At 70.0% G+C, this 22,574-nt stretch carries 18 protein-coding genes and 1 pseudogene; 15 read left to right on the top strand and 4 right to left on the bottom strand.

Translation table 11 applies throughout. The annotated features are described in order from the left end of the window. Window positions 1–234 precede the first annotated feature (234 nt). The gene (locus tag ACWCQ1_RS41390; RefSeq protein ID WP_451028789.1) at window positions 235–720 is read right to left on the bottom strand and encodes an SRPBCC family protein; all 486 of its coding nucleotides are present in this window, start codon (window positions 718–720) and stop codon (window positions 235–237) included. A 35-nt stretch (window positions 721–755) separates the two neighbouring features. Next, on the bottom strand, window positions 756–2,162 hold the full coding sequence (locus tag ACWCQ1_RS41385) for a flavin monoamine oxidase family protein (protein ID WP_451028788.1): 1,407 nt from the start codon (window positions 2,160–2,162) through the stop codon (window positions 756–758). A gap of 356 nt (window positions 2,163–2,518) precedes the next feature. Here ACWCQ1_RS41385 and ACWCQ1_RS41380 point away from each other — a divergent pair, with 356 nt between their 5' ends. Then, a complete protein-coding gene (locus tag ACWCQ1_RS41380; RefSeq protein WP_451028787.1) occupies window positions 2,519–4,717 on the top strand; it encodes an MMPL family transporter in 2,199 nt (732 codons plus the stop codon). Between the two features lie 657 nt (window positions 4,718–5,374). Next, entirely contained in the window at window positions 5,375–5,458 is an 84-nt protein-coding gene (locus ACWCQ1_RS41375) for a hypothetical protein (protein WP_390700040.1), read from the top strand. A 55-nt stretch (window positions 5,459–5,513) separates the two neighbouring features. Here the strand turns inward: ACWCQ1_RS41375 and shiA (ACWCQ1_RS41370) are convergent, their stop codons facing one another. Beyond that, complete coding sequence (gene shiA, locus ACWCQ1_RS41370; protein WP_451028786.1) at window positions 5,514–6,842, bottom strand: shikimate transporter; 1,329 nt, start codon at window positions 6,840–6,842, stop codon at window positions 5,514–5,516. Between the two features lie 417 nt (window positions 6,843–7,259). Here shiA (ACWCQ1_RS41370) and ACWCQ1_RS41365 point away from each other — a divergent pair, with 417 nt between their 5' ends. The 10 genes from ACWCQ1_RS41365 to ACWCQ1_RS41320 all read left to right on the top strand — a co-directional run bounded on the left by ACWCQ1_RS41365 (window position 7,260) and on the right by ACWCQ1_RS41320 (window position 17,680). Continuing rightward, complete coding sequence (locus tag ACWCQ1_RS41365; protein WP_451028785.1) at window positions 7,260–7,397, top strand: hypothetical protein; 138 nt, start codon at window positions 7,260–7,262, stop codon at window positions 7,395–7,397. A 204-nt stretch (window positions 7,398–7,601) separates the two neighbouring features. Further along, a complete protein-coding gene (locus ACWCQ1_RS41360) occupies window positions 7,602–8,960 on the top strand; it encodes an amidohydrolase (RefSeq protein WP_451028784.1) in 1,359 nt (452 codons plus the stop codon). After that, window positions 8,950–9,999: a LacI family DNA-binding transcriptional regulator gene (locus ACWCQ1_RS41355; protein WP_390699952.1), complete on the top strand. Its 1,050-nt coding sequence runs from the start codon at window positions 8,950–8,952 to the stop codon at window positions 9,997–9,999. The genes ACWCQ1_RS41360 and ACWCQ1_RS41355 overlap by 11 nt, the downstream gene beginning before the upstream one ends. Before the next feature lie 62 nt (window positions 10,000–10,061). Further along, window positions 10,062–10,844, top strand: a complete 783-nt coding sequence (locus tag ACWCQ1_RS41350; RefSeq protein ID WP_123969434.1) for a glutamine amidotransferase — start codon at window positions 10,062–10,064, stop codon at window positions 10,842–10,844. Beyond that, a complete protein-coding gene (deoD, locus tag ACWCQ1_RS41345) occupies window positions 10,844–11,578 on the top strand; it encodes a purine-nucleoside phosphorylase (protein ID WP_390699954.1) in 735 nt (244 codons plus the stop codon). Before ACWCQ1_RS41350 ends, deoD begins: the two co-directional genes overlap by 1 nt. 210 nt (window positions 11,579–11,788) lie before the next feature. Then, entirely contained in the window at window positions 11,789–12,760 is a 972-nt protein-coding gene (locus ACWCQ1_RS41340; protein WP_451028783.1) for a BMP family ABC transporter substrate-binding protein, read from the top strand. A 29-nt stretch (window positions 12,761–12,789) separates the two neighbouring features. Continuing rightward, window positions 12,790–14,358 carry an ABC transporter ATP-binding protein gene (locus ACWCQ1_RS41335; RefSeq protein ID WP_451028782.1) on the top strand — a complete coding sequence of 523 codons (1,569 nt, stop codon included), beginning with the start codon at window positions 12,790–12,792 and terminating at the stop codon, window positions 14,356–14,358. After that, window positions 14,355–15,470, top strand: coding sequence for an ABC transporter permease (locus tag ACWCQ1_RS41330; protein ID WP_451028781.1), 1,116 nt, complete (start codon window positions 14,355–14,357; stop codon window positions 15,468–15,470). The genes ACWCQ1_RS41335 and ACWCQ1_RS41330 overlap by 4 nt, the downstream gene beginning before the upstream one ends. Next, window positions 15,470–16,426, top strand: a complete 957-nt coding sequence (locus tag ACWCQ1_RS41325; RefSeq protein WP_451028780.1) for an ABC transporter permease — start codon at window positions 15,470–15,472, stop codon at window positions 16,424–16,426. Before ACWCQ1_RS41330 ends, ACWCQ1_RS41325 begins: the two co-directional genes overlap by 1 nt. A gap of 81 nt (window positions 16,427–16,507) precedes the next feature. Further along, window positions 16,508–17,680, top strand: a complete 1,173-nt coding sequence (locus ACWCQ1_RS41320) for an esterase-like activity of phytase family protein (RefSeq protein WP_451028779.1) — start codon at window positions 16,508–16,510, stop codon at window positions 17,678–17,680. A 288-nt stretch (window positions 17,681–17,968) separates the two neighbouring features. Here ACWCQ1_RS41320 and ACWCQ1_RS41315 read toward each other — a convergent pair whose 3' ends face one another. Then, window positions 17,969–18,763, bottom strand: a complete 795-nt coding sequence (locus tag ACWCQ1_RS41315) for an IclR family transcriptional regulator (protein ID WP_451028778.1) — start codon at window positions 18,761–18,763, stop codon at window positions 17,969–17,971. 380 nt (window positions 18,764–19,143) lie between these two features. On the opposite strand from ACWCQ1_RS41315, the gene shiA (ACWCQ1_RS41310) reads away from it, so the two are divergent. From shiA (ACWCQ1_RS41310) to ACWCQ1_RS41300, 3 genes and pseudogenes are all read left to right on the top strand, one after another. Further along, complete coding sequence (gene shiA / locus ACWCQ1_RS41310; protein ID WP_451028777.1) at window positions 19,144–20,502, top strand: shikimate transporter; 1,359 nt, start codon at window positions 19,144–19,146, stop codon at window positions 20,500–20,502. 102 nt (window positions 20,503–20,604) lie between these two features. Then, window positions 20,605–21,585, top strand: a complete 981-nt coding sequence (locus ACWCQ1_RS41305) for a zinc-dependent alcohol dehydrogenase (RefSeq protein ID WP_451028776.1) — start codon at window positions 20,605–20,607, stop codon at window positions 21,583–21,585. After that, window positions 21,578–22,513: pseudogene (locus ACWCQ1_RS41300) on the top strand (sugar phosphate isomerase/epimerase family protein); the annotation flags it as partial. The gene ACWCQ1_RS41305 and the pseudogene ACWCQ1_RS41300, both read left to right, overlap by 8 nt. Window positions 22,514–22,574 lie beyond the last annotated feature (61 nt).

Here is a 22,574-nt window from a genome sequence, read left to right as displayed (position 1 = left end):
TGTGGCTGTACGCCGGGTGTCTTGCCGTCGTGATGGCGTCCGTGTGGTGGCGCCTGGCGAAGGCGGGGCCCGGCCGGGTCGTCGGACGGCGGGCGGCCCCACTCTGACGGTTGGACTCATGTGGGCCGGTCCGGTGCCGTGCGGCCGGCGGGTATGCCCTGCCAGGCGTCCCCTGGGTTGGCGTACCGGGCGGGCCGTCCGACCGGCCGCCGGCCCAGGAGCGTTCGCCGCCGGTCAGAGAGCGGTCCTCGACGCCTCGGAACGGAGCAGGGTGTTGAGGTTGGCCATGGAGGTGCGCATGCCGGCGCGCATCGCGGGCTGCTGTATGGAGTCGAGGAGCAGGCCCAGCGGGCCGAGGCCGATGGTGTACTCGACCTGGTAGAGCATCTCCGTCGCCTCCCGGCCGTCGGCGCTCTGGACCGGGCGGAACTCGAAGATGTTGGTGACGTCCTGGAGCGGGGTGAATCCGGTTCCGGTGTCGACGCGGCGCTTGAAGGGCTCGATCTCCCTGACGGTCCAGACCGAGGCGGTCTTGAGGGGGCCGAGGGTGCGGTTGCGCTCGGAGTAGGTCTTGCCGACGGTGGCGACGCCGTGATGGTCGGTGACCTCGATGGCTCCGGCGACCCACTCGGCGTACCGGTCGGTGCGGGAGATGACGTCCCAGACTCGCCCGAGGGGGGCGTCGATGACGGCGGTCTCGGCGACGACGAAACGGTTCATGGCAGCGATCCCTTGCTTGGCGGTGCTTCTTGCGCTCAGGTCTGGTGGAGGAGTTCGGTGGCGGTGTGCCTGCCGGAGCGGACCGCGCCGTCCATGTAGCCGTTCCAGTGCGGGGAGAACTCGGCGCCCGCCCAGTGCACGCGGCCGTGGGGGCGGCCCATCCACTGGCCGAAGTCGCTGAGCACGCCGGGGGCGGCGACGGAGGTGGGGCCGCCCTGGGTCCACTGCTCGGCGGTCCAGTCCTGCTCGACGTAGTCGACGGTGTCGAAGGCACGGTCCCCGACGACCTGGGCGAAGCAGCGCAGGACGGCGCCTCGGCGCTCGGCGGCCGGGCGGTGGGCCCACTTGCGCCATTCCTTTCCGCCGAGGAAGCCCATCAGGACGCCCGGTCCGCCGTCGGGCGGGGTGTTGTCGAACATCTCGCGGATGGGGGAGCCACCGCGCAGCAGGCCCATGCCGGAGAGCCCGTCCTGCCGCCAGAACGGCTTGTCGTAGACGGCGACACACTTCATGAGGGTGCCGAACGGCAGCCGCTGGAAGAGCTGGTCCTGCTGGGCCGGCAGCAGCGGGTCCCACATGATCCGCGAGGCCACCAGCGGCGGTACGGCGACGATCACGCGGTCGGCCCGCCAGTCACCGGCGTCGGAGACCACGGTGACACCGGTGGAGTCCTGGCTGGCGCGCCGCACCGGCGCCGACAGGTGGACGCGGCCGTCGAGCTCTTCGGCAAGGCGCTGGGCGACGAGCTGTGAGCCACCGACGAAGCGGCTGTCCTGGGCGCCCCCGGTGGTGCCGGTGCCGCGCTCCATGGTGCCGGGATTGGCCTCGTTGCCGAACGTCGAGACGTACCAGAGGCTGAACAGGGCGGAGGCGTCGCGGGCCTCGCCGCCGTAGGCGGAGTTCAGGAACAGGTTGATCATGTCGACGGCGTCGCCGGTGATCTCGGCCTTGCGCAGCCACGTCTCGTAGGTCATGCCGTCCAGTTCACGGGCGTTCGGGGCCCTCCAGGGGGCGGCCGGGTCCACCTTGGCCGCAGCATGGCCGATGCGGGCCAGGGCGATCCCCATGTCCGGCAGCGCGAACAGGTCCGGAGGGGTGGCCCCCGTGAACCGCTTGGCCTTGCCGTCATGCACGTAGACGGTCTCGCCGGGGACGGCGGCCTGGTAGGTGGCCACGCCGACCTCCTTGGCCAGCGCCAGGATGTGGTCCTGGGTGGGGCCCACGAACTGCCCGCCGATCTCGGTCACTTGACCGTCGCCGAGGTCGTGGTTGAGCAGCCGTCCGCCGACCCGGTCGCGGGCCTCCAGCACGGCCACGGACCTGCCCGCCGCGAGGAGCTCCCGTGCTGCGGTCAGACCGGCCAGCCCCGCTCCGACCACCACGACATCCGCCCTGCGGACGTGGCGCGCTGTGGCGACGTCCGTGTTCTGCGTGTTGCTCATGATCACTCCTTGTCGTGGGGTGGTCCCGGCGCTGCGGACGTGCTCTGCGGGAGAGCGGCGCAGACCCATGACCTGGCTCTTCCCGGGGGCGGTGAGCTCCGGTGGCCATCACCATACAGATGACATGGTCGACTGACAATGTCGTAAGTTCAAGTTGAGTGATTTGGTCATTCGATTTGATCGTATGACTTGAGCGAGTGATAAAGTCGGTCCTCGAAGCAGCTCGGATGCCACCCACGGCACCGGCATGCCTCATGCCCGTGACCGCCCCACGGACGGGCCGACCCCCTCCACGCTTTGTCCCGCGTCCGCGCCGAGACGTCCGGGAAATCCCCTACCGACCTTGGGAGTTCGCCATGGCAGTCCTGCTCCATCGGCTGGGCCGCAGCGCCTACCGCCATCGCAAGCTGGTGCTCGGTATCTGGCTCGTGGTCCTGGCCGCACTCATCACGTGCGCCGGCCTCTTCGGCGGCAAGCTCGACGACCGCTTCACCGTGCCGGGCACTGAGTCGCAGCGCGCCCTGGACGCGCTCGGCAAGACGCTGCCCGAAGCCTCCGGAGCGGGAGCCCAGATCGTCTTCACCGCACCCAAGGGCCACCACATCACCGAGGCCCCCTACACCGTGGCCATCGCCGGAGCCGAGAGGGCAGCCGCGAAGGCGCCCCAGGTCAAAGCCGTCCTAGGCCCTAGCCAGTCCGGGGCCGTCTCTGCCGACCGGAGCACGGCGATCGTGCAGGTGCAGTACTCCGTGCAGCGAGCCGAAGTACACCCCTCATCCCTGCACGTGATCGAACGGGCGGCCGAGACAGCCGAGAAAAGCGGGCTCACGACCTCGGTCGGCGGCAGCGCCTACGGCAGCAACGGCGTGCACATAGGCCCGTCCGAGATCATCGGCGTTACCGTCGCCGTGCTCGTCCTCGTCGTCACCTTCGGCTCCCTGCTCGCCGCGGGCATGTCACTGCTGCCCGCCCTGCTCGGCGTGGCCGTGGGACTCGCCGGGCTGCTCGCCGTCACCCCGGCGTTCAGCATCTCCTCCACCGCCATCACGCTCGCGCTGATGCTGGGGCTGGCCGTGGGCATCGACTACAGCCTGTTCATCCTGACCCGCCACCGCCAGCAACTCGCCCGCGGAACCGACCCGCAGGAGTCCATCGCACTGGCCAACGGCACCGCCGGCAGCGCGGTCGTCTTCGCCGGCAGTACCGTCATCATCGCCTTGGCCGCGCTCAGCGTCATCGGTATCCCGTTCCTGACCGTGATGGGCCTCGGCGCCGCCGGAGCCGTCCTCATCGCGGTCCTGGCCGCGATCACCCTGCTCCCGGCCCTAGCCGGATTCGCCGGCACCCGGCTGACCCCGAAGCCCGGCAGCAAGGAGGCCCAGCGGGCCACCGACCCCGACGGATCCGCCGGCAGGACGACCCTGGGCGCCCGCTGGGTGAGGACCGTCGTCGCCAAGCCCCTGCTCACCCTCCTGGCCGTCGCCGGCATCCTCGTCGCACTGGCACTCCCCGCCACGGACCTGCGCCTCGCCCTGCCGGACAACGGCTCGGCCCCGGTCACCTCCACCGAACGCAAGGCGTACGACACCGTCAACGACAAGTTCGGCCCCGGCTTCAACGGCCCACTCCTGGTCCTGACCGAGACCGACAAGGGCTCGGGCGCGCACGCGGCCGCTGAGGCCGCGCAGAAGCTCCGGAACCTCAAGGGGGTCAAGACGGTCCTGCCCCCCGCCCCCACCCACGACCCCACCCAGACCGTCATCCAGGTCATCCCGAAGACCGGCCCCGACAGCACTCACACCGGCCAGCTCGTCCGCGACATCCGCGCCGCCGCCCCGGACATCCGCAAGACAACCGGAGCGACGATCGCCGCCACCGGCACCACCGCCGTCAACATCGACGTCTCCAACCGCCTCAGCGACTCCCTACTGCCGTTCATCGCGATCGTCGTCGGCCTGAGCCTGATCCTGCTGACCATGGTCTTCCGCTCACTGATCGTCCCGCTCAAAGCCGCCGTCGGATTCCTGCTGTCGGTCGCGGCCTCACTAGGCCTGGTCGTCGCCCTGTTCCAGTGGGGCTGGCTGGCGGACACCCTCGGCCTCGCCCACACCGGCCCCGTCGTCAGCTTCCTGCCGATCATCCTGATCGGCGTACTCTTCGGACTCGCCATGGACTACGAGGTGTTCCTCGTCTCCGGGATGCGCGAGGAGTGGGTCCACACCGGCGTGGCCAGCAGGTCGGTGACCGACGGCGCGCGGCACAGCGTCCGGGTCGTCACCGCGGCCGCCCTGATCATGTTCACCGTCTTCGCCGGGTTCTTCCCCCTCGACGACGCCCTGATCAAACCCATCGCCTTCGCACTCGCCGTCGGCGTCGCCATCGACGCCTTCGCCGTCCGCCTGACTCTCGTCCCGGCCATCCTCGCCCTAGCCGGACGCCACGCCTGGTGGCTCCCGGCCTGGTTCGACCGCCTCCTGCCCGACCTCGACGTAGAAGGCACCCGCCTCCAGAAGAGCCCACAGGCACAGCACAAGGAGCCCGAGCCAGCCCCCTGAACCGCCTGCGCCCTCAGCGGACCCGCGCCGACAGGAGCCCTGGCCCGGAGGAACCACCACCTCCGAGCCAGGGCCGTTCCGCGCAGAACCCGGGCAGGCCGATGTGCCTTTCATTTGCCTCGGATCAGTCGAATCGCGACGGCAGCGTGCCGGTGTGCGTCTGGGGCGACAACAGCACTCTGGGTGTCGTGATGCACGTCGAAACGGCGAGAGCGACGCTCGGCATGCCCGCCAACATGGAGTACGCGGCAGAGCAGACCGCCAGGTTCCGCAAGGACGTCCGCGTCAAGTCTGAGACCGAGCAGGGAGGAGCTCCTGCCCGACCTCGAAAGCCGCTACCCCAACGATCCGCACACCGAGCGAGCGCGGCACGTACTCGAAGCACACCACGCAGGCATGCAATCGCACCCCCAGCGGAGCGCCGCCTCGACTTGAGACATCAAGGAGGGGCTTCGGATCTCAACCGGTAGTGGCCGGCACGGTTCAGTCGGCCGCCGACCCAGCCGAGCAGGTGACGGCTGGGGACGTGGGTATTCGAGCCCTGGCCGACACGATCATCCCCGCCCGGGCTCATCAGGGCGATCTGGGCTCCGCCCCGCTCCGGGTCTGGTTCCTTCGATTATTTGTCGATGACCGCGCTCCGGTCGGCCACGGTACGTGGCCATCGACATGTCGACCACCTACCGGGCCGCGATCCGCACCGGCCTGCCGAACGCCGTTGTCGTGGTCGACTCTCGATGAGCACCCCCAGCTCAATCGCTCCCCAGGACGTAAGGGCGACCAGGTGCACAGCCGGTCAGAAGGTCGCGCGTGCGGGCGGTTTCGTGGGCTCGGGCGCGTCGTCCATGGTGCGGTTGGCGTTCAGTCCGACGGCGACTGTGAAGGAGATCCCGCAGCCGATCAGCATGTACATAGCGACCAGGTACCAGCCGCCGTCGGCCCACAGCACGAGGACGCCGGCGATGAGCGGAGTGAGGCCCCCGCCGATGGCGCTGGCGAGTTGATAGCCGACGCCTGCACCGCTGTAGCGGTATTCGGCGCCGAACATGTCGGTGAACAAGGACTGCTGGACCGAGACGGCCATGTCGTGCGCACCGTTGACCAGCAGAATCGAGGCCACCAGGATCAGGACCATGGAGCCGGACTGCAGTGCCGCGAAGAAGGGGAGGGAGCCCAGAACACCCAGCCCGGCGCCCCACGCGTATATGGTGCCGCGGCCGTAGCGGTCGGCGAGGTAGGCGAAGACGGGAATGGTGACGATGGCCGCTGCGCCCACCACGAGGTTGATGTTGAGCATGCTGTCGCGGTTCAGACCGAATTCCGCGGTGCCATAGCTCACGCCGAACGTGGTCACACCGTAGAAGGTGAAGAGTTCGACGAACCGCAGGCCGATGATGGCGAGGAATCCGCCGGGGTTGACCTTGATGGCCGCGAGCAGTGGCAGCCGCAGAGGTTGGTCTTTGGATCGGGCGGCGATCTGCTCGGTGAAGACGGTGGATTCCTCGACCGTGATACGCACGATCAGCCCGACGATGACGAGGGCCGCGCTGAAGACGAACGGGACGCGCCAGCCCCATTGCTGGAAGTCCGCTTCGGGCAGGCGTCCGGAAACGATTTTGATGGCCGCGGTAGCCAGCAAAAGCCCCACCGAGGCACCGACCTGGACGCCGCTGCCGTAGAGGCTGCGCCACTTTCGAGGAGCGCTCTCGACCGCCATCAGAGCTGCGCCGCCCCACTCACCGCCGACGGCGAAGCCCTGGACGGCACGTAGAGCGACGAGCAGGACCGGGGCCCAGATGCCCACTTCACCGTAGGTGGGCAGGACACCGATCAGGGTGGAGGCGAGCCCCATGATCACCATGGTGAGGACGAGCATCTTCTTGCGGCCCACCCGGTCGCCGAAGTGGCCGAAGACAATGCCGCCCAAGGGTCTGAAGAGGAATCCGACACCGAAGGTGGCCCATGCGGCGAGGGTTCCGAGGGTGGGACTCACTTCGGGGAAGAAGAGATCGTTGAACAGGAGCCCGGCCACGATGCCGTAAAGGAAGAAGTCGTACCAGTCGACGACCGCCCCCATCAAGCCGGCGACAGCCGCGCGCTTTGCATGAGGTGATGTCCGGCTCATTTCAACGTCCAGGTGTTGATGAGGAGGAGACGGCCGAAGGCCGTCTGTGGGGTTGATGATGGGAGAACTCGGGCAGCGCGCTGCCCGGTCTGGGGAACACGCAATGCCCCGAGCACAGGCCGTGAGTGCGTGATGGATCGTTTTGGCACTCCGTGAGCCGTTCAGCGGTCCGATGAGACCACTTGGTGACAAGGCGTTCCGACAAACACGGGCAATGGTCCGTGTGGCGGACCCGTAGATCCGCTGCGCAGAAGTTACGCCTCTCCAGGGATGCCAGCAAGGGGAGTCGTCGAATTGATCCCCACCGGTTCGTTCGCCACGTCTGCCGCGACGATGCCCGAGGTGGCAACTGCGATCACGGGCCTGCGATCGGCGTCCCGCGGCGAGGAGTGGTCGACGAGTCCGAGTGTTCGGGTGATGGCTTCACACCGTGCGTTCCCCCAACTCCCAGGTGATGTGGCCGAACGCTGGTCGCCGACCGCGGTCTCCGCGCTGGTGCGCGTCGCCGCGCGGATCGCGCTGGTGGACACCCCGAGGGCCGGGGCGCCCGTGTGAAGCGCGTTGGACGGACAGAAGCGGCCCCGGCCTCGACGCGACGGTCTGCAAGGCGTGCCCGTCCCCGCGCTGCTCGCCACGACCGAACAGCGATGCAGGGGCCGTGCCCCCGACTGCCGACAGGGCTTGAAACACAACTCGGACGAGGGTTGTGCAAAACGTTTTGGATCCTTAGCGTCCGGATTGAACGGAAGGGATTCCAGGATGCGGCGACTGATCGTGACGTCCTGCTCGGTGCTTGTGGTGCCCGAGCAGGGCCCGTGCCGGGTGGAAACGGACCAGGACATCCTGGTCGAGGACGGGGTGATCGTGTGGCTGGGTCCCGCGGGCACCCGGCCGGAGGCCGCCCGGGACGCGAGCTTCTCCGGAGCTGAGACGGTCGACGGGACCGGGCTGTTGGCCATGCCAGGGTTGGTGAACTCCCATACGCACAGCCCGATGGTGTTGATGCGGGGTGCCGCCGAGGACGTCAGTGTCGAGGCGTGGTTCAACGAGCGGGTGTGGCCGATGGAGGTCAACCTGACACCCGCCGACATCGGCCTCGGTGCCGAACTCGCCTGTGCGGAGATGCTGCTCAGCGGGGTGACCGCGTTCGCCGACCACTACTTCCACGCCGAACGGATCACCGAGACCGTGGTACGGACCGGGATCCGCGCCGACATCGCGCCCACATACTTCAGCAGCCGTGGCGGCAGGGCGCTGGAGGAGAGCATCGAGACCGCCGGAGCGCTGCACGGCGCGGGCGGCGGGCGGGTCACCGCGTCGCTCGGGCCGCACGCGCCGTACACCGTGGACGACGAGGACCTGGCCCGGATCGCGGAACGGGCCCGTGCCATGGGCGTACGGATCCACATCCACGCCGCCGAGCACCTGGAGCAGACGGAATCGAGTCTCGCGCGGCGCGGCATCACCCCCATCGGGGTGCTGGAGCGGACCGGCGTTCTGGACGCCGGGGCGTTGATCGCCCACGGATGCGGGATCACGGAACCGGATCTCGAGGTGCTGTCGCGGTACCGCGACCGGACGGCAGTGGCGTGCTGCCCGAAGGTGTACCTGAAGCACGCCCTGCACCCGCTCACCCCGGTACGGGGCCTGCTCGGAGCCGGGGTGACCGTCGCGGCGGGAACGGACGGTGCCGCCGGACACAACACACTCGACGTGTGGGAGGCCATGCGGCTGGTGGCACTGACCCAGAAGCAGGCGGAGCGGGACGCCACCTGGATGACGGTCTCCGACACCATTCGGCTGGCCACGCGCCGCGGGGCACTGGCGCTGGGGCTGGGCGACCGGATCGGTGCCCTGGAACCCGGCCGCCGGGCGGACATCGTGCTGGTCGATCTGTCCGGCCTCCACTGCCGGCCGCTGCACGACCCGGTGGCGGCTCTGGTCTACAGCACCCGGGCGAGTGATGTGCGCACGGTGGTCGTGGACGGGCGGGTCGTGGTGCGCGACGGGCGCCTGCTGACCGTGGACGTGCCTGGGCTGCTGGCCGAGATCGAGGCGCGGGTGCCCGCGCTGCTGGACACCTCGCACGGCAGGGTGGTTCAGCGCTATGACCCCTGACACAGACGCCGACGAGGGCAGACGCCGGGTGCGGCGGCCCGCGTCGATCAAGGACGTCGCGGCCGCTGCGCGGGTGAGCCCGACCACGGTCTCGCACGTGCTGAGCGGCAACCGGCCGGTCGCCCAGGAGACCGCGGACCGGGTGCGCGCGGTGGTCGCCAGGCTCGGCTTCGTGCCGGCCTCGACCGCCCGCAACCTGCAGGCGGGTTCCACGAACGTCATCGGCCTACTCGTTCCCGACATCACCAACCAGTTCTTCGCGGAGCTGGCCAAGGGCGTCGAGGACGCCGCCCACGACCTGGGTTACGGGGTCATCCTGTGCAACACCGAGTTCGACCCCGAGCGCGAGGACCGCTACCTGGAGCTGCTGCGGGGCCGGTTCATCGACGGGATGGTCTACGCGTCGGGTTCACCACCCTCCCGCGACCGGCTGGCATCGCTGCTCGGCCGCTTCCCCATAGCCCTGGCCGACGAGGTGGTCCCTGGGCTACTGGAGCAGACGATCCTCGTCACCGCCGACCACCGCGCGGGCGGCCGGCTGGTCGGGCAGCACCTGCGGGAGCTGGGCCACCGCAGGGCGCTGGCGGTGAGCGGCCCGGGGGACCTGGTCAGCAGTGTCGAGCGGATCGCGGGATTCCGGGAGGCGTTCGGCGACGAGGGCGTCACCGAGGTCGAGGGCGCCTTCGTCGAGCGGTCCGGTTACGACATGGTGGCCGCGGCTCTCAACGGGGGCGGCCCGCGCCGCTTCACCGCGGTGTTCGCGGCCAACGACCTCATGGCGCTCGGCGCGGTCGCCGCCCTGGAGGACGCGGGGCTGAGCGTCCCGCACGACGTGTCGGTAGCGGGCTTCGACGACATCATGCTCGCCGCCCGCGTCCACCCGTCGCTCACCACCGTCCACCAGCCCGCGTACGACATCGGCCGCACGGCCGCCGCCCAGTTGCTGCAGTACGTCCACCGGGGCGAGGTACCCCCCGCCTCACGTCACATCCTCCCGGTCCGGCTGAAAGCCCGCGCCAGCACGGCAGCCCCGCGCTGACACCGCCCGTAACCCAGAAGTCCCGTAACCCCATAACCCGAACTGAAAGGCACGGCGAAGCGATGACGCATGTCCTCGTCGTGGGTGAGTCCTGGTTCACCCACTCCATCCACCACAAGGGGTTCGACTCCTTCCACACCTCCGAGTACGTCGAGGGGGCGGGCGCCTTCCTGGGCGCGCTGCGCGATCGCGGCCACGAGGTGACGTACGTACCGGCGCACGAGATACCCCACCGGCTGCCCTCCTCGGTCGAGGGATTCGCCGCGTACGACGTGGTGGTGATCAGCGACGTCGGGGCCAACAGCTTCCAGCTCCCGCCGGAGACCTTCGCCCGCTCCGTTCCCGCGCCGGATCGCCCCGAACTGCTGCGGGCGTACGTCGAGGGCGGCGGTGGCCTGCTGATGGTCGGCGGCTACCTCACCTTCACCGGCATCGACGCCAAGGCCCGCTGGGGGCGCACCCCGCTGGCCGCCGCACTGCCGGTCGCTCTGCATGACCGCGACGACCGGGTGGAGCTGCCCGCCGGTGCCTCGCCCCGGGTCGTCGCCCGGCACCGGGTGGTCGACGGGCTGGGCGCGACCTGGCCGTCTCTGCTCGGTCTCAACGAGGTGCGGGTACGGGACGGGGCCGAGCTGCTCGCCGAGTGCGGCGGTCACCCGCTGCTGGTGGTCGGTGGGTACGGCGCCGGGCGGTCGGCGGCCTTCACCTCCGACCTCGCGCCGCACTGGGCGCCGCCGGACTTCCTCGCGTGGAAGGGATACCCGGAGCTCTGGGACCGACTGGTCTGCTGGCTGGCGGCGGCCGACACTGCTGCGGCAACCGACCCGGCAGGGGAGGAAGCCTGATGGTCACTCCGCACATTTCCGCCGCACCCGGCGACTTCGCCCCGGATGTGCTGATGCCCGGCGACCCACGCCGGGCCCGACGGATCGCTGAAACCTTCCTGCAAGACGCCCGCCTGGTCACCGAAGTACGCGGCATCGAGGGCTGGACAGGCTCCTACCGGGGCAGACCGCTGTCCGTCCTGGCCTCCGGCATGGGCATGCCGTCCGTGACCATCTACGCCACCGAGCTCTTCCGCTTCTACGGAGTACGCAGCATCGTCCGCGTCGGCACCGCCGGCGGGATACCACAGGCGGTGGGTCTGCGCGACGTCGTGGTGGCCACCGCCGCCCACACCGACTCGGCGATGAGCGACCATCGCGTCGACGGCGTGCATCTGAGTCACGCCGCATCGTTCGACCTGGCCAAAGCTGCCGCGGAGGCAGCGGCAGAGGCCGCCGAGACGGGTGCGCGTGACGGGCCGGGTGTGCACATCGGGCCGGTCTTCACCAGCGACCACTTCTACCTCGCCCGCCCCGGCCTGTTCGAGCAGCTGGAGGCCCACGGCACGCTGGCCGTCGAGATGGAGGCCGCCGGCCTGTACGCCACCGCCGCCGCCGAGGGCGGCCGGGCGCTGGCCGTGCTGACGGTCAGCGACCACATACGCCTGGCCCAGGCGCTCACGCCGGCCGAGCGCGAGGCCGATTTCGAGCGAGCCGTCACCATCGCAGCCACCACACTGGAAACAAGTTCCTAACACAAAGGCGTACGAAGACGTATGGCCAAAACGTTTTGCATTGCATAGCTTTCGGCCAACGCGAAGGAGAAAAGAACGATGAACAAGATCAAGACCCTCGGGGCCATAACAGCACTCTCCGCACTGCTCGCCGGATGTGGATCAGCAACGGGCTCTTCCGGATCCTCAAGCTCTTCCGGCTCTTCGGCCGGAAAACTGAGAATCAAGTTCGTGGTCAACGGAAACCTCGGCGATCGTTCGTTCTTCGACTCCGCCTACGCGGGCCTGAAGAAGACGGAAAAGGACCTCGGCTACAGCCTCAAGGTCGTCGAGCTGGGCGGCGACCGCACGAAGTGGCAGTCCGGCTTCGAGGACGCGGCCTCGGGCGACGACTACGACGTGCTCGCGGCGGGCACCGTGGACACCGCTGCCTTCATCTCCAAGCTGGCGCCCGAATACCCGAAGAAGAAGTTCTGGCTTTTCGACTCCACCGTCGACTACACGGGCAAGACCGGCTGTTCCAACAAGTGCGCCAATGTGTACTCCGTCACCTTCAAGCAGAACGAGGCCGCCTATCTGGCAGGATTCCTCGCCGACAAACTGGTCGCAGCCAATTCCCTCCCCGGCGCCTCCGGCAGCAAGAAGGTGGGCCTGATGGGCGGGGTGAAGATCCCGGTGATCGAGGACTTCGTCGTCGGATTCAAGGCCGGATTCAAGGCGGCCGGCGGAAATCCGTCGTCCGGTGTCCTCGTACAGTACGTGGGCGGCGACAACCCCTTCGGCGACCCCGCGAAGGGCAAGGAGATCGCCTCGTCCATGTACTCGCAGGGGGCGGCCCTGGTGTGGCCGGTGGCGGGCTCCTCCGGCCTCGGCGTGTTCGAGTCGGCCGTCACCGCCAAGCGCTACGCCTTCGGCGTCGACTCCGACCAGTACAAGACCCTGGGCGACCCCGCCCAGCAGCAGACCGTGGTCACCTCCATCCTCAAGAACGCCGGCAACGCCCTCTATCTGGCAGCCAAGGAGAACAAGGCCGGCACCCTGGCCTACGGCAAGTCCTCCGCGGTCGGCCTCGCCGAGGACGGCGTGGGCTACGTCGACAACACCAACTTCGACAAGCTCGTGCCTGCTGCCGTACGCGCCGAACTCAAGTCACAGGCGGCGAAGATCGCGTCCGGCGAGGTCCAGGTCCCGTCCGCCTTCTGACCTGCGGCCCTGGTACGGAAGGAGCCCCCGTGGACCAGCATCCCCCACCCCGCCCCGCCCTCGCCCTGCAGGTCACCGGCCTGGGGAAGACGTACCCCAACGGCACCCGCGCCGTCAGCGACGTCGACCTCGAGGTACCCGGCGGCGAGATCCGGGCGATCGTCGGACAGAACGGCGCCGGCAAGTCGACGCTGATGAAGCTGATGTACGGCCTGGAGCAGCCGTCCGCCGGACAGATCCGTGTCCAGGGCGAGACGGTCAGGCTCTCCGGACCCCAGGACGCCATCGCCCTCGGGGTGGGCATGGTCCACCAGAACCTCATGCTGGTGCCGTCCTTCACCATCGCCGAGAACGTCGTCCTCGGCGTGGAACCCGGCCCTGCCGCCCGGGTCGACCGGGCCGCCGCCGTCGAGCGCACCGCCGCGCTGGCAAAGGAGGCGGGCCTGGCCGTCGACCCGCAGGCCAGGGTCAGCGACGTCTCCGTGGGGATGCGGCAGCGAGCAGAGATCCTCAAGGCACTGCACCGCGGCGCCCGCATCCTCATCCTGGACGAGCCCACCGCCGTCCTCACCCCACAGGAGACCACCGACCTCTTCGAAGCCGTACGCGGACTCCGCGACCAGGGCATGACCGTGCTGTTCATCTCCCACAAGCTCAAAGAGGTGCGGGCGATCAGCGACCGCGTCACCGTCATGCGTGCCGGGTCCGTGGTCGGCACCGTACGCACCGAGGACGCGTCCCCCGCGCAGCTGGCGTCCATGATGGTCGGTCGGGAGATGTCCCTGGACGTCCCGAGGTCCCCCGCGCACCCCGGTGCGACCGTGCTCAAGGTGCGGAACCTGGCCTCCGGGGCGGACGCGGGACAACCCCTGCACGGTGTCTCCCTCGACATCGCCGCCGGGGAGATCATCGGCCTGGCGGGCATCGAAGGAAACGGCCAGACGGAACTGGTGGAGCTCCTCGCCGGGCTGCGCCGCCCGGCCGCCGGCTCCGTCACCGTCGACGGCACCGATGTCACCCACCTGGATGCGGCGGCGCACCGCGCGGCCGGTATCGCCCACGTCCCAGAGGACCGGCTGTCCAACGGGGCGGCCCTGGACCAGTCCATCGCCGACAACCTGATCGTCGACCGCTTCTCCAGGCCCCCGCTCGCCCGGCGCGGCGCGCTGCACATCCGCCGCATACGGGAGCTGGCCGAGGACCTGATCCGCCGTTACGCGATCCGGGCCCCGCACCCCGCCGTACCGGCCGGAGCGCTGTCCGGCGGCAACCTGCAGAAGGTCGTCGTCGCCCGCGAGCTGTCCTCCCAGCCGTGCCTGTTGCTGGCCGCCCAGCTCACCCGGGGCGTCGACATCGGCGCCATGCACTTCATGTACGAGCGACTCGTCGAAGCCCGCGACGCGGGCGCGGCAATCCTTCTGGTCTCCGCGGACCTCGGCGAACTGCTCGCGCTCTCCGACCGGCTTCTGGTGATCAAGGACGGCCGGCTGGTCGGTCGCTTCGACGATCCGGCCGGACTCACGGAGGAAGAGACCGGGCTGTACATGCTCGGCGTCGAACAGCACTCACAACAGCGGATCACGGCAGGTGCACGATGACGACCACCGTCGAGCTGGAAGGCCGCCGCGAGTTCCTCGCCGCCAGGCGCCAGTCCACCGCCGTCGAGCTGACGATGACCGTGCTCACCGTCGCCGTCGCCGTCCTCATCGCCTTCCTGGTGATCCTGGCGACCGGCAAAGACGCCCCCGGCGCCCTGAACGCGCTCCTCACCGGCCCCCTCGACCGCACCCCGCGCATCGGCCGCTGGCTCGCCGACGCCACGACGCTCTCCCTGCTCGGCCTGTCCGTCGCCATCCCCTTCCGGGCCCGGCAGATCAGCCTCGGCGCGGAAGGCCAGGTGTACGCGGGTGCCCTGGCGGGCGCGCTGGTGGCGATCAACGTCCCCCTGCCACCGGTCGCCGCCATGGTCGCACCACTGGGCGCAGCCGCTCTGGCGGGCGGCGCGCTGGGCGCGGTGCCCGGGGTGATGAAGGCCCGCCTCGGGGCCAACGAGATCGTCGCCACGCTCATGCTCAACGCCATCGTCGTACGGGTCTTCGACTGGCTGCTCACCGACCACCTCAAGGCCCCCGCCAGCGCCGCCGTGCAGTCGGCTCCCATCCGGCCCGACTCGGCGCTCCCGCTGCTCTCGGACTTCTTCGGCGTCCCCCTGGACCAGGCCAACATCGGACTGTTCGGCATGCTCGCGGTGACCGCCGCCGTGTGGTTCCTGCTCGCAAGGACGCCCCTGGGCTACCGCATCCGCATGACCGGCTCCAACCCCGAATTCGCCCGGTACGGCGGCATCGACGTGCCCCGCACCATCGAGTGGAGCTTCGTCATCGGCGGCGCGCTGGCCGGACTGGCCGGCGCTCACCTCGCCCTCGGCGTGTACGGCGGGCTCCAGCCCGACATGGCCGGCGGCCTCGCCTTCGAGGGCATCGTGGTCGCCCTGCTGGCCCGCAACAACCCGGTCGCCGTGGTCGCCGCCGCGCTCCTCTACTCGTACCTGCGCGTCGGCGGTGACGTGATGGAGCAGCAGACGGACGTCGGTTCCGAGGCCGTGACCATCATCCAGGCGGTCATCGTGCTGCTGGTGACGGCCCGGACGCTGCCCGAACTCGTCAAGCGCCAGCTCGCCAGAAGGCTTGCCCGAAGGGAGGCCCGCTGATGGGCCCCGTCCTCGACGTCGTGCTCAGCGCCGGCTTCCTCGCCGCGATCCTGCGGGTGTCGACCCCCTATGTCCTCGCCGCCCTCGGCGGACTGCTCGCCGAACGGGCCGGCGTGCCGAACATCGCCCTGGAGGGATCGATGCTGGCCGCCGCGTGCACCGGGGCCCTGGTCGCCGGATACAGCGGCTCGGTAGTGGCCGGGGCCGTCTGCGGGATCGCCGCCGGCGCGCTGCTCACCCTGCTGCTGGGCGTACTCCACCTGTACCTGGGCGCCGACGCGATCATCGCGGGCATCGGCCTCAACCTGCTGGCGTCCGGCGTGACCGCGTACGCCGTGTACGCCCTGCTCGGCGACAAGGGCGGCACCAGCCGACTGCACAGCGGAGCCCTCCCCGAGGTCCGCCTTCCGCTGATCGAGGACATCCCGGGCCTCGGCACAGTGGTGAGCGGGCAGAACCTGATGACCTGGCTCGCCCTCGCCGCGGCCCCGGCGGTCGCCTGGCTGCTGCACCGGACCCGGTTCGGCTTCCACCTGCGCGCCGTTGGCGAGTTCCCCGACGCGGCCCGCTCGGTCGGCATCCCCGTCCGCCGGGTCCAGTTCGCCACCCTGGCACTCAGCGGCGCGCTGGCCGGCGGAGCCGGGGTCTTCCTCAGCATGGGCGCCGTCTCCTTCTTCGTCACCGGTATGACGGCCGGCCGCGGCTACATCGCCCTGGCCGCCGTCTTTCTGGGCGCGCTGCGCCCCTGGGGCGTCTTCCTGGCAGCGCTCGGCTTCGGCGCGGCCGAGGCCCTGGCGGTGCAACTCGGCAACCTGAGCATCCCGTCACAGCTGGTCTCCGCCATTCCGTACGCCCTCACCCTGCTGGCCCTGGCGTTTTTCGCCCGGCGCCGCCGTCGCCCGGCCCGCCCGACTTCCCCGGTCTCCGGCGTGGCCGCGGATCCGACGACCAACTGAACCTCGCCCCCTGTTTCTTCGCCGTCCCGCCCTTGTTCCCTCCCGCATGCCCTGTCCCGCATGCCCTGCCAAGGAGCCTCCATGAGCATCCGTGCCACCCGCGCCCGGATCATCGCTTCTGCCATCGCCCTCGCGTCCGTGACGGCCGTCTCCGGCGCCTCACCGGCTGCCGGGCACGACAGCGCCGTACAACTGGACTTCATCGGCGAGCAAGAACTGCCGAACGCCATGGCGTTCCAGGGCACCACCGTCGGCGGGCTCTCCGCCATCAGCTACGACATCCGGACGGGTTTGTACTACCTGATCAGCGACGACCGGTCGCAGACCGGCCCGGCCCGCTTCTACAGCGCCCGTGTCACCTTCGGCGGCGGCCACCTCACCGGCGCCGAACTCATAGGCACCCACTCATGGTTGCGGCCGGACGGCACCACCTACCCGCCCACTTCCACCCCCGCCGGGCAGACCGCCACGGTGGCCCCGGATCCGGAGGGGATCGCCGTCGACCCGTCCGACGGCAGTCTGGTCTGGACGAGCGAGGGCGAGCGCATCGTGCCGTCCGACGGCCCCGCGGTTCTCGGTGACCCCTGGATCCGGCGTGCCACCACCACCGGCGAGTACAGCGGACAGCTCCCGCTGCCCCCACAGCTGCACATGAACTCCCAGGCCATCGGCCCCCGCCGGAACCAGACCCTGGAAGGCGTCACCTTCACCCCCGACGGCCGCCAACTCGTCACCGCCATGGAGGACCCCCTCTACCAGGACGGCGACGACCCCACCCCCGACCACGGCGCCCTCACCCGCATCACCGTCCACGACGCACGCACCGGTCTGCCCAGGGCGCAGTACGCGTACCTGCTGGAACCGCTGTTCTCCACGCCTCCCGCAGGCAGCACGGACACCAACGGCGTCAGCGACCTGGTCGCCCTCGGCGACGACCGCTTCCTGGTCCTCGAACGCGCCTCCGTCTTCAGCACCAACACCTGGAAGGCCCGCCTCTACCTGGTCGACCTCCACGGCGCCACCAACGTCCTCGGCCGCGACTCCCTGGCCGACGGCCCCGTCCGGCCGGTCCACAAGACACTCGTGTCGGACCTGTCCGACGTTCCCGGGCTGCCCAGGGTGGACAACGTCGAAGGCATCACCCTCGGCCCGCGCCTGCCCGACGGCCGTCGCACGGTCGTACTCGTCTCGGACGACAACTTCGCTTCACGGCAGGTGACCCAGTTCATCGCCTTCGCCGCCGACGGCATCTGAGGCCCGGTCGGCGGGTGGACCGGAGATTGATCGGTCAGCGTGCGCGCCGTTCCGGTCCTGCCAGGCCCCGCCGCGACACGACACACATGGGGCCCGGCGCAGAGGCCTGCTGGCAGCTGCACGGCCGTCCGGGCCGCCCGGCGGCGGTGGATCTCACTGTCCGCCCTGCCGTGGAACCCGACTGCGGCGCCTGCCGGTCCGTGGTGGAACCGCTCGCCCGGGCCGCCGACGTCGTCCAAAGGCCGGCGGCGAGGACCTGGGCGGGCCGGGGATGGCCGGTGCCCCGGGTCAGTGGGCCTGGCTGAGGGGGTGGTCGAAGCCCTGGGCCGAGAGGAGGGCGGCAGCTTCGGCGAGGTCGGTGGCGAAATGCTCGACGGCCTCGTACGGGAAACGGTGGCTGGGCCCGCTCAGGGAGAGGGAGGCGACGGCCTTGCCAGTGCGGCCGATGATGGGTACCGCCACGGCGGTCAGGCCCTCGTCGAACTCGCTGCTGCTGACGGCGTAGCCGCGCTCTGCCGCCTCCGCCGCCCAGGCCCGCAGGCGCTTGACGTGGGCCTCGCCGTGGGGCGAGGCGAGAGCGACTCGGCGAAGGAGCGCGTCGGAGGCGTCACGCAGCAGGATCTTGGAGGAGGCGCCGGCCCACAGTGGCTGCTCGTCGCCGACATCGACGACGTGGCGCAGTGGGCGGGGGCTTTCTTCGTGGGCGACGCAGATCCGGTAGAGGTCCCGGGCGACGAAGAGGTTGACGGTCTCCCCGAGCCGGTCGGCGAGGTCGCGCATGACCTTGCGGGTCTCCTGCGGCAGCTCCCATTGGCTGCGGGCGAGGTAGGCCCAGCGCCACAGGCCGGGTCCAGCTGCGTATCCGGAGGGGTGGGACCGCAGCAGGCCGGTCTCCTCCAGCGTCTGCAGCAGGCGCAGCACGGTGGTCTTCGCCAGACCAGTGCCCTCGGTGATTTCGCGCAGGGTGATGACGGGACGCTCCTCGCTGAGGAGGTTGAGGATCTCGAACGCCCGTCGCACGCTGCGCACGCCGGTGCCGTGCTGCTCCCGCTCGACTTCCTTTTGCGGTTCTCCGTCGCTCACCTGCTACCTCCCCGTCGTGACGGCCATGCCCAGTCCGCCGCGCTTGTCCGTCTGTGGCACCTCGACCATAGTCCGCTAGGCGGACCAAGGGAACTGTAATGCTGAAGCAATCTCGGAGTAACCCTTGATGCGGCTAATCCGCCCCCCTATGGTGCCGTCCATCGGTCTTTTTGATCCGCATTGTGGACCAAGTGATCGAGGGTCGCCGCCCGCACCTCCGTGGCGATGGCCCGGTACGCACGAGACGTGTGCTCGCACCCCAGGGCCCCTCGCCGTCGCGTCGCGTCTGTCCCCACCGCAGCCATCCCGGCGGTCCCGCCCCGCGTGACTCTCACGTGGCCAGCGGCCACCGGTCCAGCCCATACAACGGAGTGTGTGAGATGAGCAGTACCCAGCAGGCGACCCAGGCCGGCGGCGCCGGCCTGGCGAAGAGGGCGGCGATCGCGAGCTTCATGGGAGCCGTGGTCGACTGGTACGACTTCTTCCTCTACGGCATCGTCGCGGGCCTCCTCTTCCCCGACCTGTTCTTCCCCGGTTCCTCCCCGGCCGTGGGCACCCTGGCGGCCTGGGCCACCTTCGGCGTCGGCTTCCTCTTCCGTCCGCTGGGCGGCATCGTCTTCGGCCACTTCGGGGACCGGCTCGGCCGCAAGCGGATGCTGGTCCTCACCATGCTGATCATGGGTACGGCCAGCACCCTGATCGGCGTCCTGCCCACCTACGCGCAGGCCGGGGTCTGGGCGCCCGCGCTGCTCGTGCTGCTGCGCGCCACGCAGGGCTTCGCGGTCGGCGGCGAGTGGGGCGGCGCCGCGCTCATGGCGGTGGAGAACGCGCCCCGCAAGTGGCGCTCCCTCTACAGCAGCGGAGTCCAGGTCGGCGCGTCCGTCGGCCTGCTGCTCGCCACGCTGATCACCAAGGTCATGTCGGGCACTGTCTCGGACGCCGCCTTCCGCTCCTGGGGCTGGCGGGTGCCCTTCCTGGTCAGTGCCGCCCTGGTGATCGTCGGCCTGATCGTCCGGGCGAGGGTCGAGGAGTCCCCGGTCTTCACCGAGCGGGTCGCCACGATGGCAAAGACCGCGCGACCGCGCGTCCCGCTGCTCAGCGCGGTCCGCTCCAATCCGACCGGCTTCTTCGCCATCATCGGCCTGCGCCTCGTTGAGCTGTTCACCTTTTACGGCGTGACCACCTTCGGCATCGCCTACGGCACCGGCGAACTCGGCCTGAACCGAGACAGCCTGCTCAACGTCAACCTGGCCGTCGGCGGTCTGGCTGTCCTCACCATCCCGGCCTTCGCCTACCTCGCCGACCGTTTCGGCCGCCGCCGGGTGTACTGCTGGGGCGCGCTGATCGGCGCGTTGAGCGTGCTGCCGTACTTCTGGGCGATGGAGTCCGGCTCGATCGTGCTGATCATCCCCTGCGCGGTGCTGCTCGTGAACGGCGCGCACGACATGGCCGTGTCCGTCCAGCAGTCCCTGTTCACCGACATGTTTGGCCCCGAGTACCGCTACAGCGGCGCCGGCGTCGGCTACCAGCTCGCCAGCGCGATCGGCGGCGGCTTCACCCCGCTCATCGCCGCCTCCCTGGTCATCTGGGCGGGTGGCGGCTGGACGCTGGTCGCCGCGTACATGGCGCTGGGCTGCGCGGTCTCCTTCCTCGTAGCGCTGCGCATGCGGGGCGACGACGTGACGGCCGGTGCGCCGGAGGGCGTACGAGACCACGCGGCGGCGGACGCGACCGCCTGACCGTCAAAGGTGCCCCCAACTCTTGTTGGGGGCACCTTTCGCGCCGTACGCTGACCGCACAGTGGAATTCTTGAACCGTCTAGTGGACCGCTTGGAGTTCTGGTGAAAGCAGCTGTCCTCACGGCACCGGGCCGTATGGAGATCGTCTACGACCAGCCGGAGCCCCGCTGCGGACCGTACGACGTCGTCGTGGACATGGACGGTGTCGGGCTGTGCGGTACCGACCTCGCCGTCTTCCACGGCAGGCGGCGGCCGCCCGCGATGCCATGGGTCATGGGCCACGAGGGCTTCGGCCGAATCGCCGCCGTGGGCAGCGAAGTGCGGGACCGTCAGGTGGGCCAGAGCGTGGTCATCGAACCCAACTACGCCTGTCTGAAGTGCGCCGACTGCCTCACCGGCCTGACCTCGGCCTGCCCGCACCGGGCCATCGTCGGGCTGAACACCCCGGGCGTCCTCGCAGAACGCGTGGCCCTGCCCGCGCACTTCTCCCACCCCGTCCCCGACGGTCTGACCGGCGCCGACCTCGCCGCGACCGAACCGTACTCGGTGGCCCGGGCCGCTGTACGGCGCAGCGGCGTCACGGCAGCGGACCGCTGCCTAATCGTCGGCGCCGGCGCCCAGGGGCTGCTGGTCTGCCTGATCCTGTCCCGCCTGGGCATCGAGCCGGTCGTCACCGAACCGCATCCGCAACGGCTCGCCCGCGCCGAGCGGTTGGGCGCGACACACGACGACGGCCGCACCGGGTTCACCTATGTCTTCGAGACCTCCGGCCACGGATCCGCGCTGGGCCCGGCCGTGGAACGCGCCGCCCCCGGTGCCACCGTCGTCCTGATCGGTCTCAATGCCCAGCAGCTGCCGCTGACCACCGACGACGTGGTCCGCCGGCAGCTGGTGATCCAGGGGTCGATGATCTACGACCACCCTGGCGACTTCACCACCGCGATCGCCGAGCTGTCCGTGGCCCGGCCCGGAGCCGTCGTCGAGGCGTGCTTCCCCCTCGACGAGGCCCACCAGGCGTTCGCCGGCGCCGCCGAACGCGCCGGGAAGACGTGGATCACGATCAGGGGCGACCAGGATGCGTAAGTCCATCGCGACCGTCTGTCTGAACGGTTCGCTGACCGAGAAGCTGACCGCGGCCGCCCGCGCGGGCTTCGACGGCGTCGAGATCTTCGAGAACGACCTGCTGGCGAGCCCGCTTAGGCCCGAGGAGGTCCGCGCCCGCACCGCGGACCTGGGACTGGGCATCGACCTCTACCAGCCGATGCGGGACGTCGAGGCCGTTCCCGAGGAGGACTTCGTACGGAACCTGCGCCGCGCCGAGCGCAAGTTCGACGTGATGCGCAGGCTCGGGACCGACACGCTCTTGGTGTGCTCCAACGTCTCCCCGCATGCTCTGGACGACGACACCCTGGCGGCCGAGCAGCTTGGCCGACTGGCCGATCTGGCCCAGGAGTTCGGCGTCCGGGTCGCCTACGAGGCGCTCGCCTGGGGACGGCACGTCAGCACGTACGACCACGCCTGGCGCATCGTCGAACAGGCGGACCACCTCTCGCTCGGTGTCTGCCTGGACAGCTTCCACATCCTCTCCCGCGGCTCGGAACCGAAGGATCTCGAAGGGGTCGAGGACATCCCCGGCGAGAAGATCTTCTTCCTCCAGCTCGCCGACGCCCCGCTGATGGCCATGGACGTTTTGCAGTGGAGCCGCCACTACCGCTGCTTCCCCGGCCAGGGTGGCCTCGACGTGACCTCCCTCGTCCGCCATGTCGTGAACGCCGGGTACCGCGGCCCGCTCTCGCTGGAGGTCTTCAACGACGTGTTCCGCCAGGCGGACGCGGGCAGCACCGCCGTCGACGCGCTGCGCTCGCTGATCGCCCTGGAGGAGAGCGCGGGCATTTCCCCCCTCCCCGCCCTCGTCGTCCCGTCCGGCGTCGCCTTCGCCGAACTCGCCACCGCCGACCCGCAACCGGTGACCGAACTGCTGGCCGGGCTGGGCTTCCGACGGACCGGACGGGGCCTGCCGGGACTGGGACGCGGGCGATGTCGACCGGCGCGACTTGCGGCCGGTATCCGTT

This window comes from Streptomyces sp. NPDC002144 (genome assembly GCF_053593695.1).
Note: the sequence above shows the minus strand (reverse complement) of the source record. Positions and strands in the feature narration are given on the sequence as shown.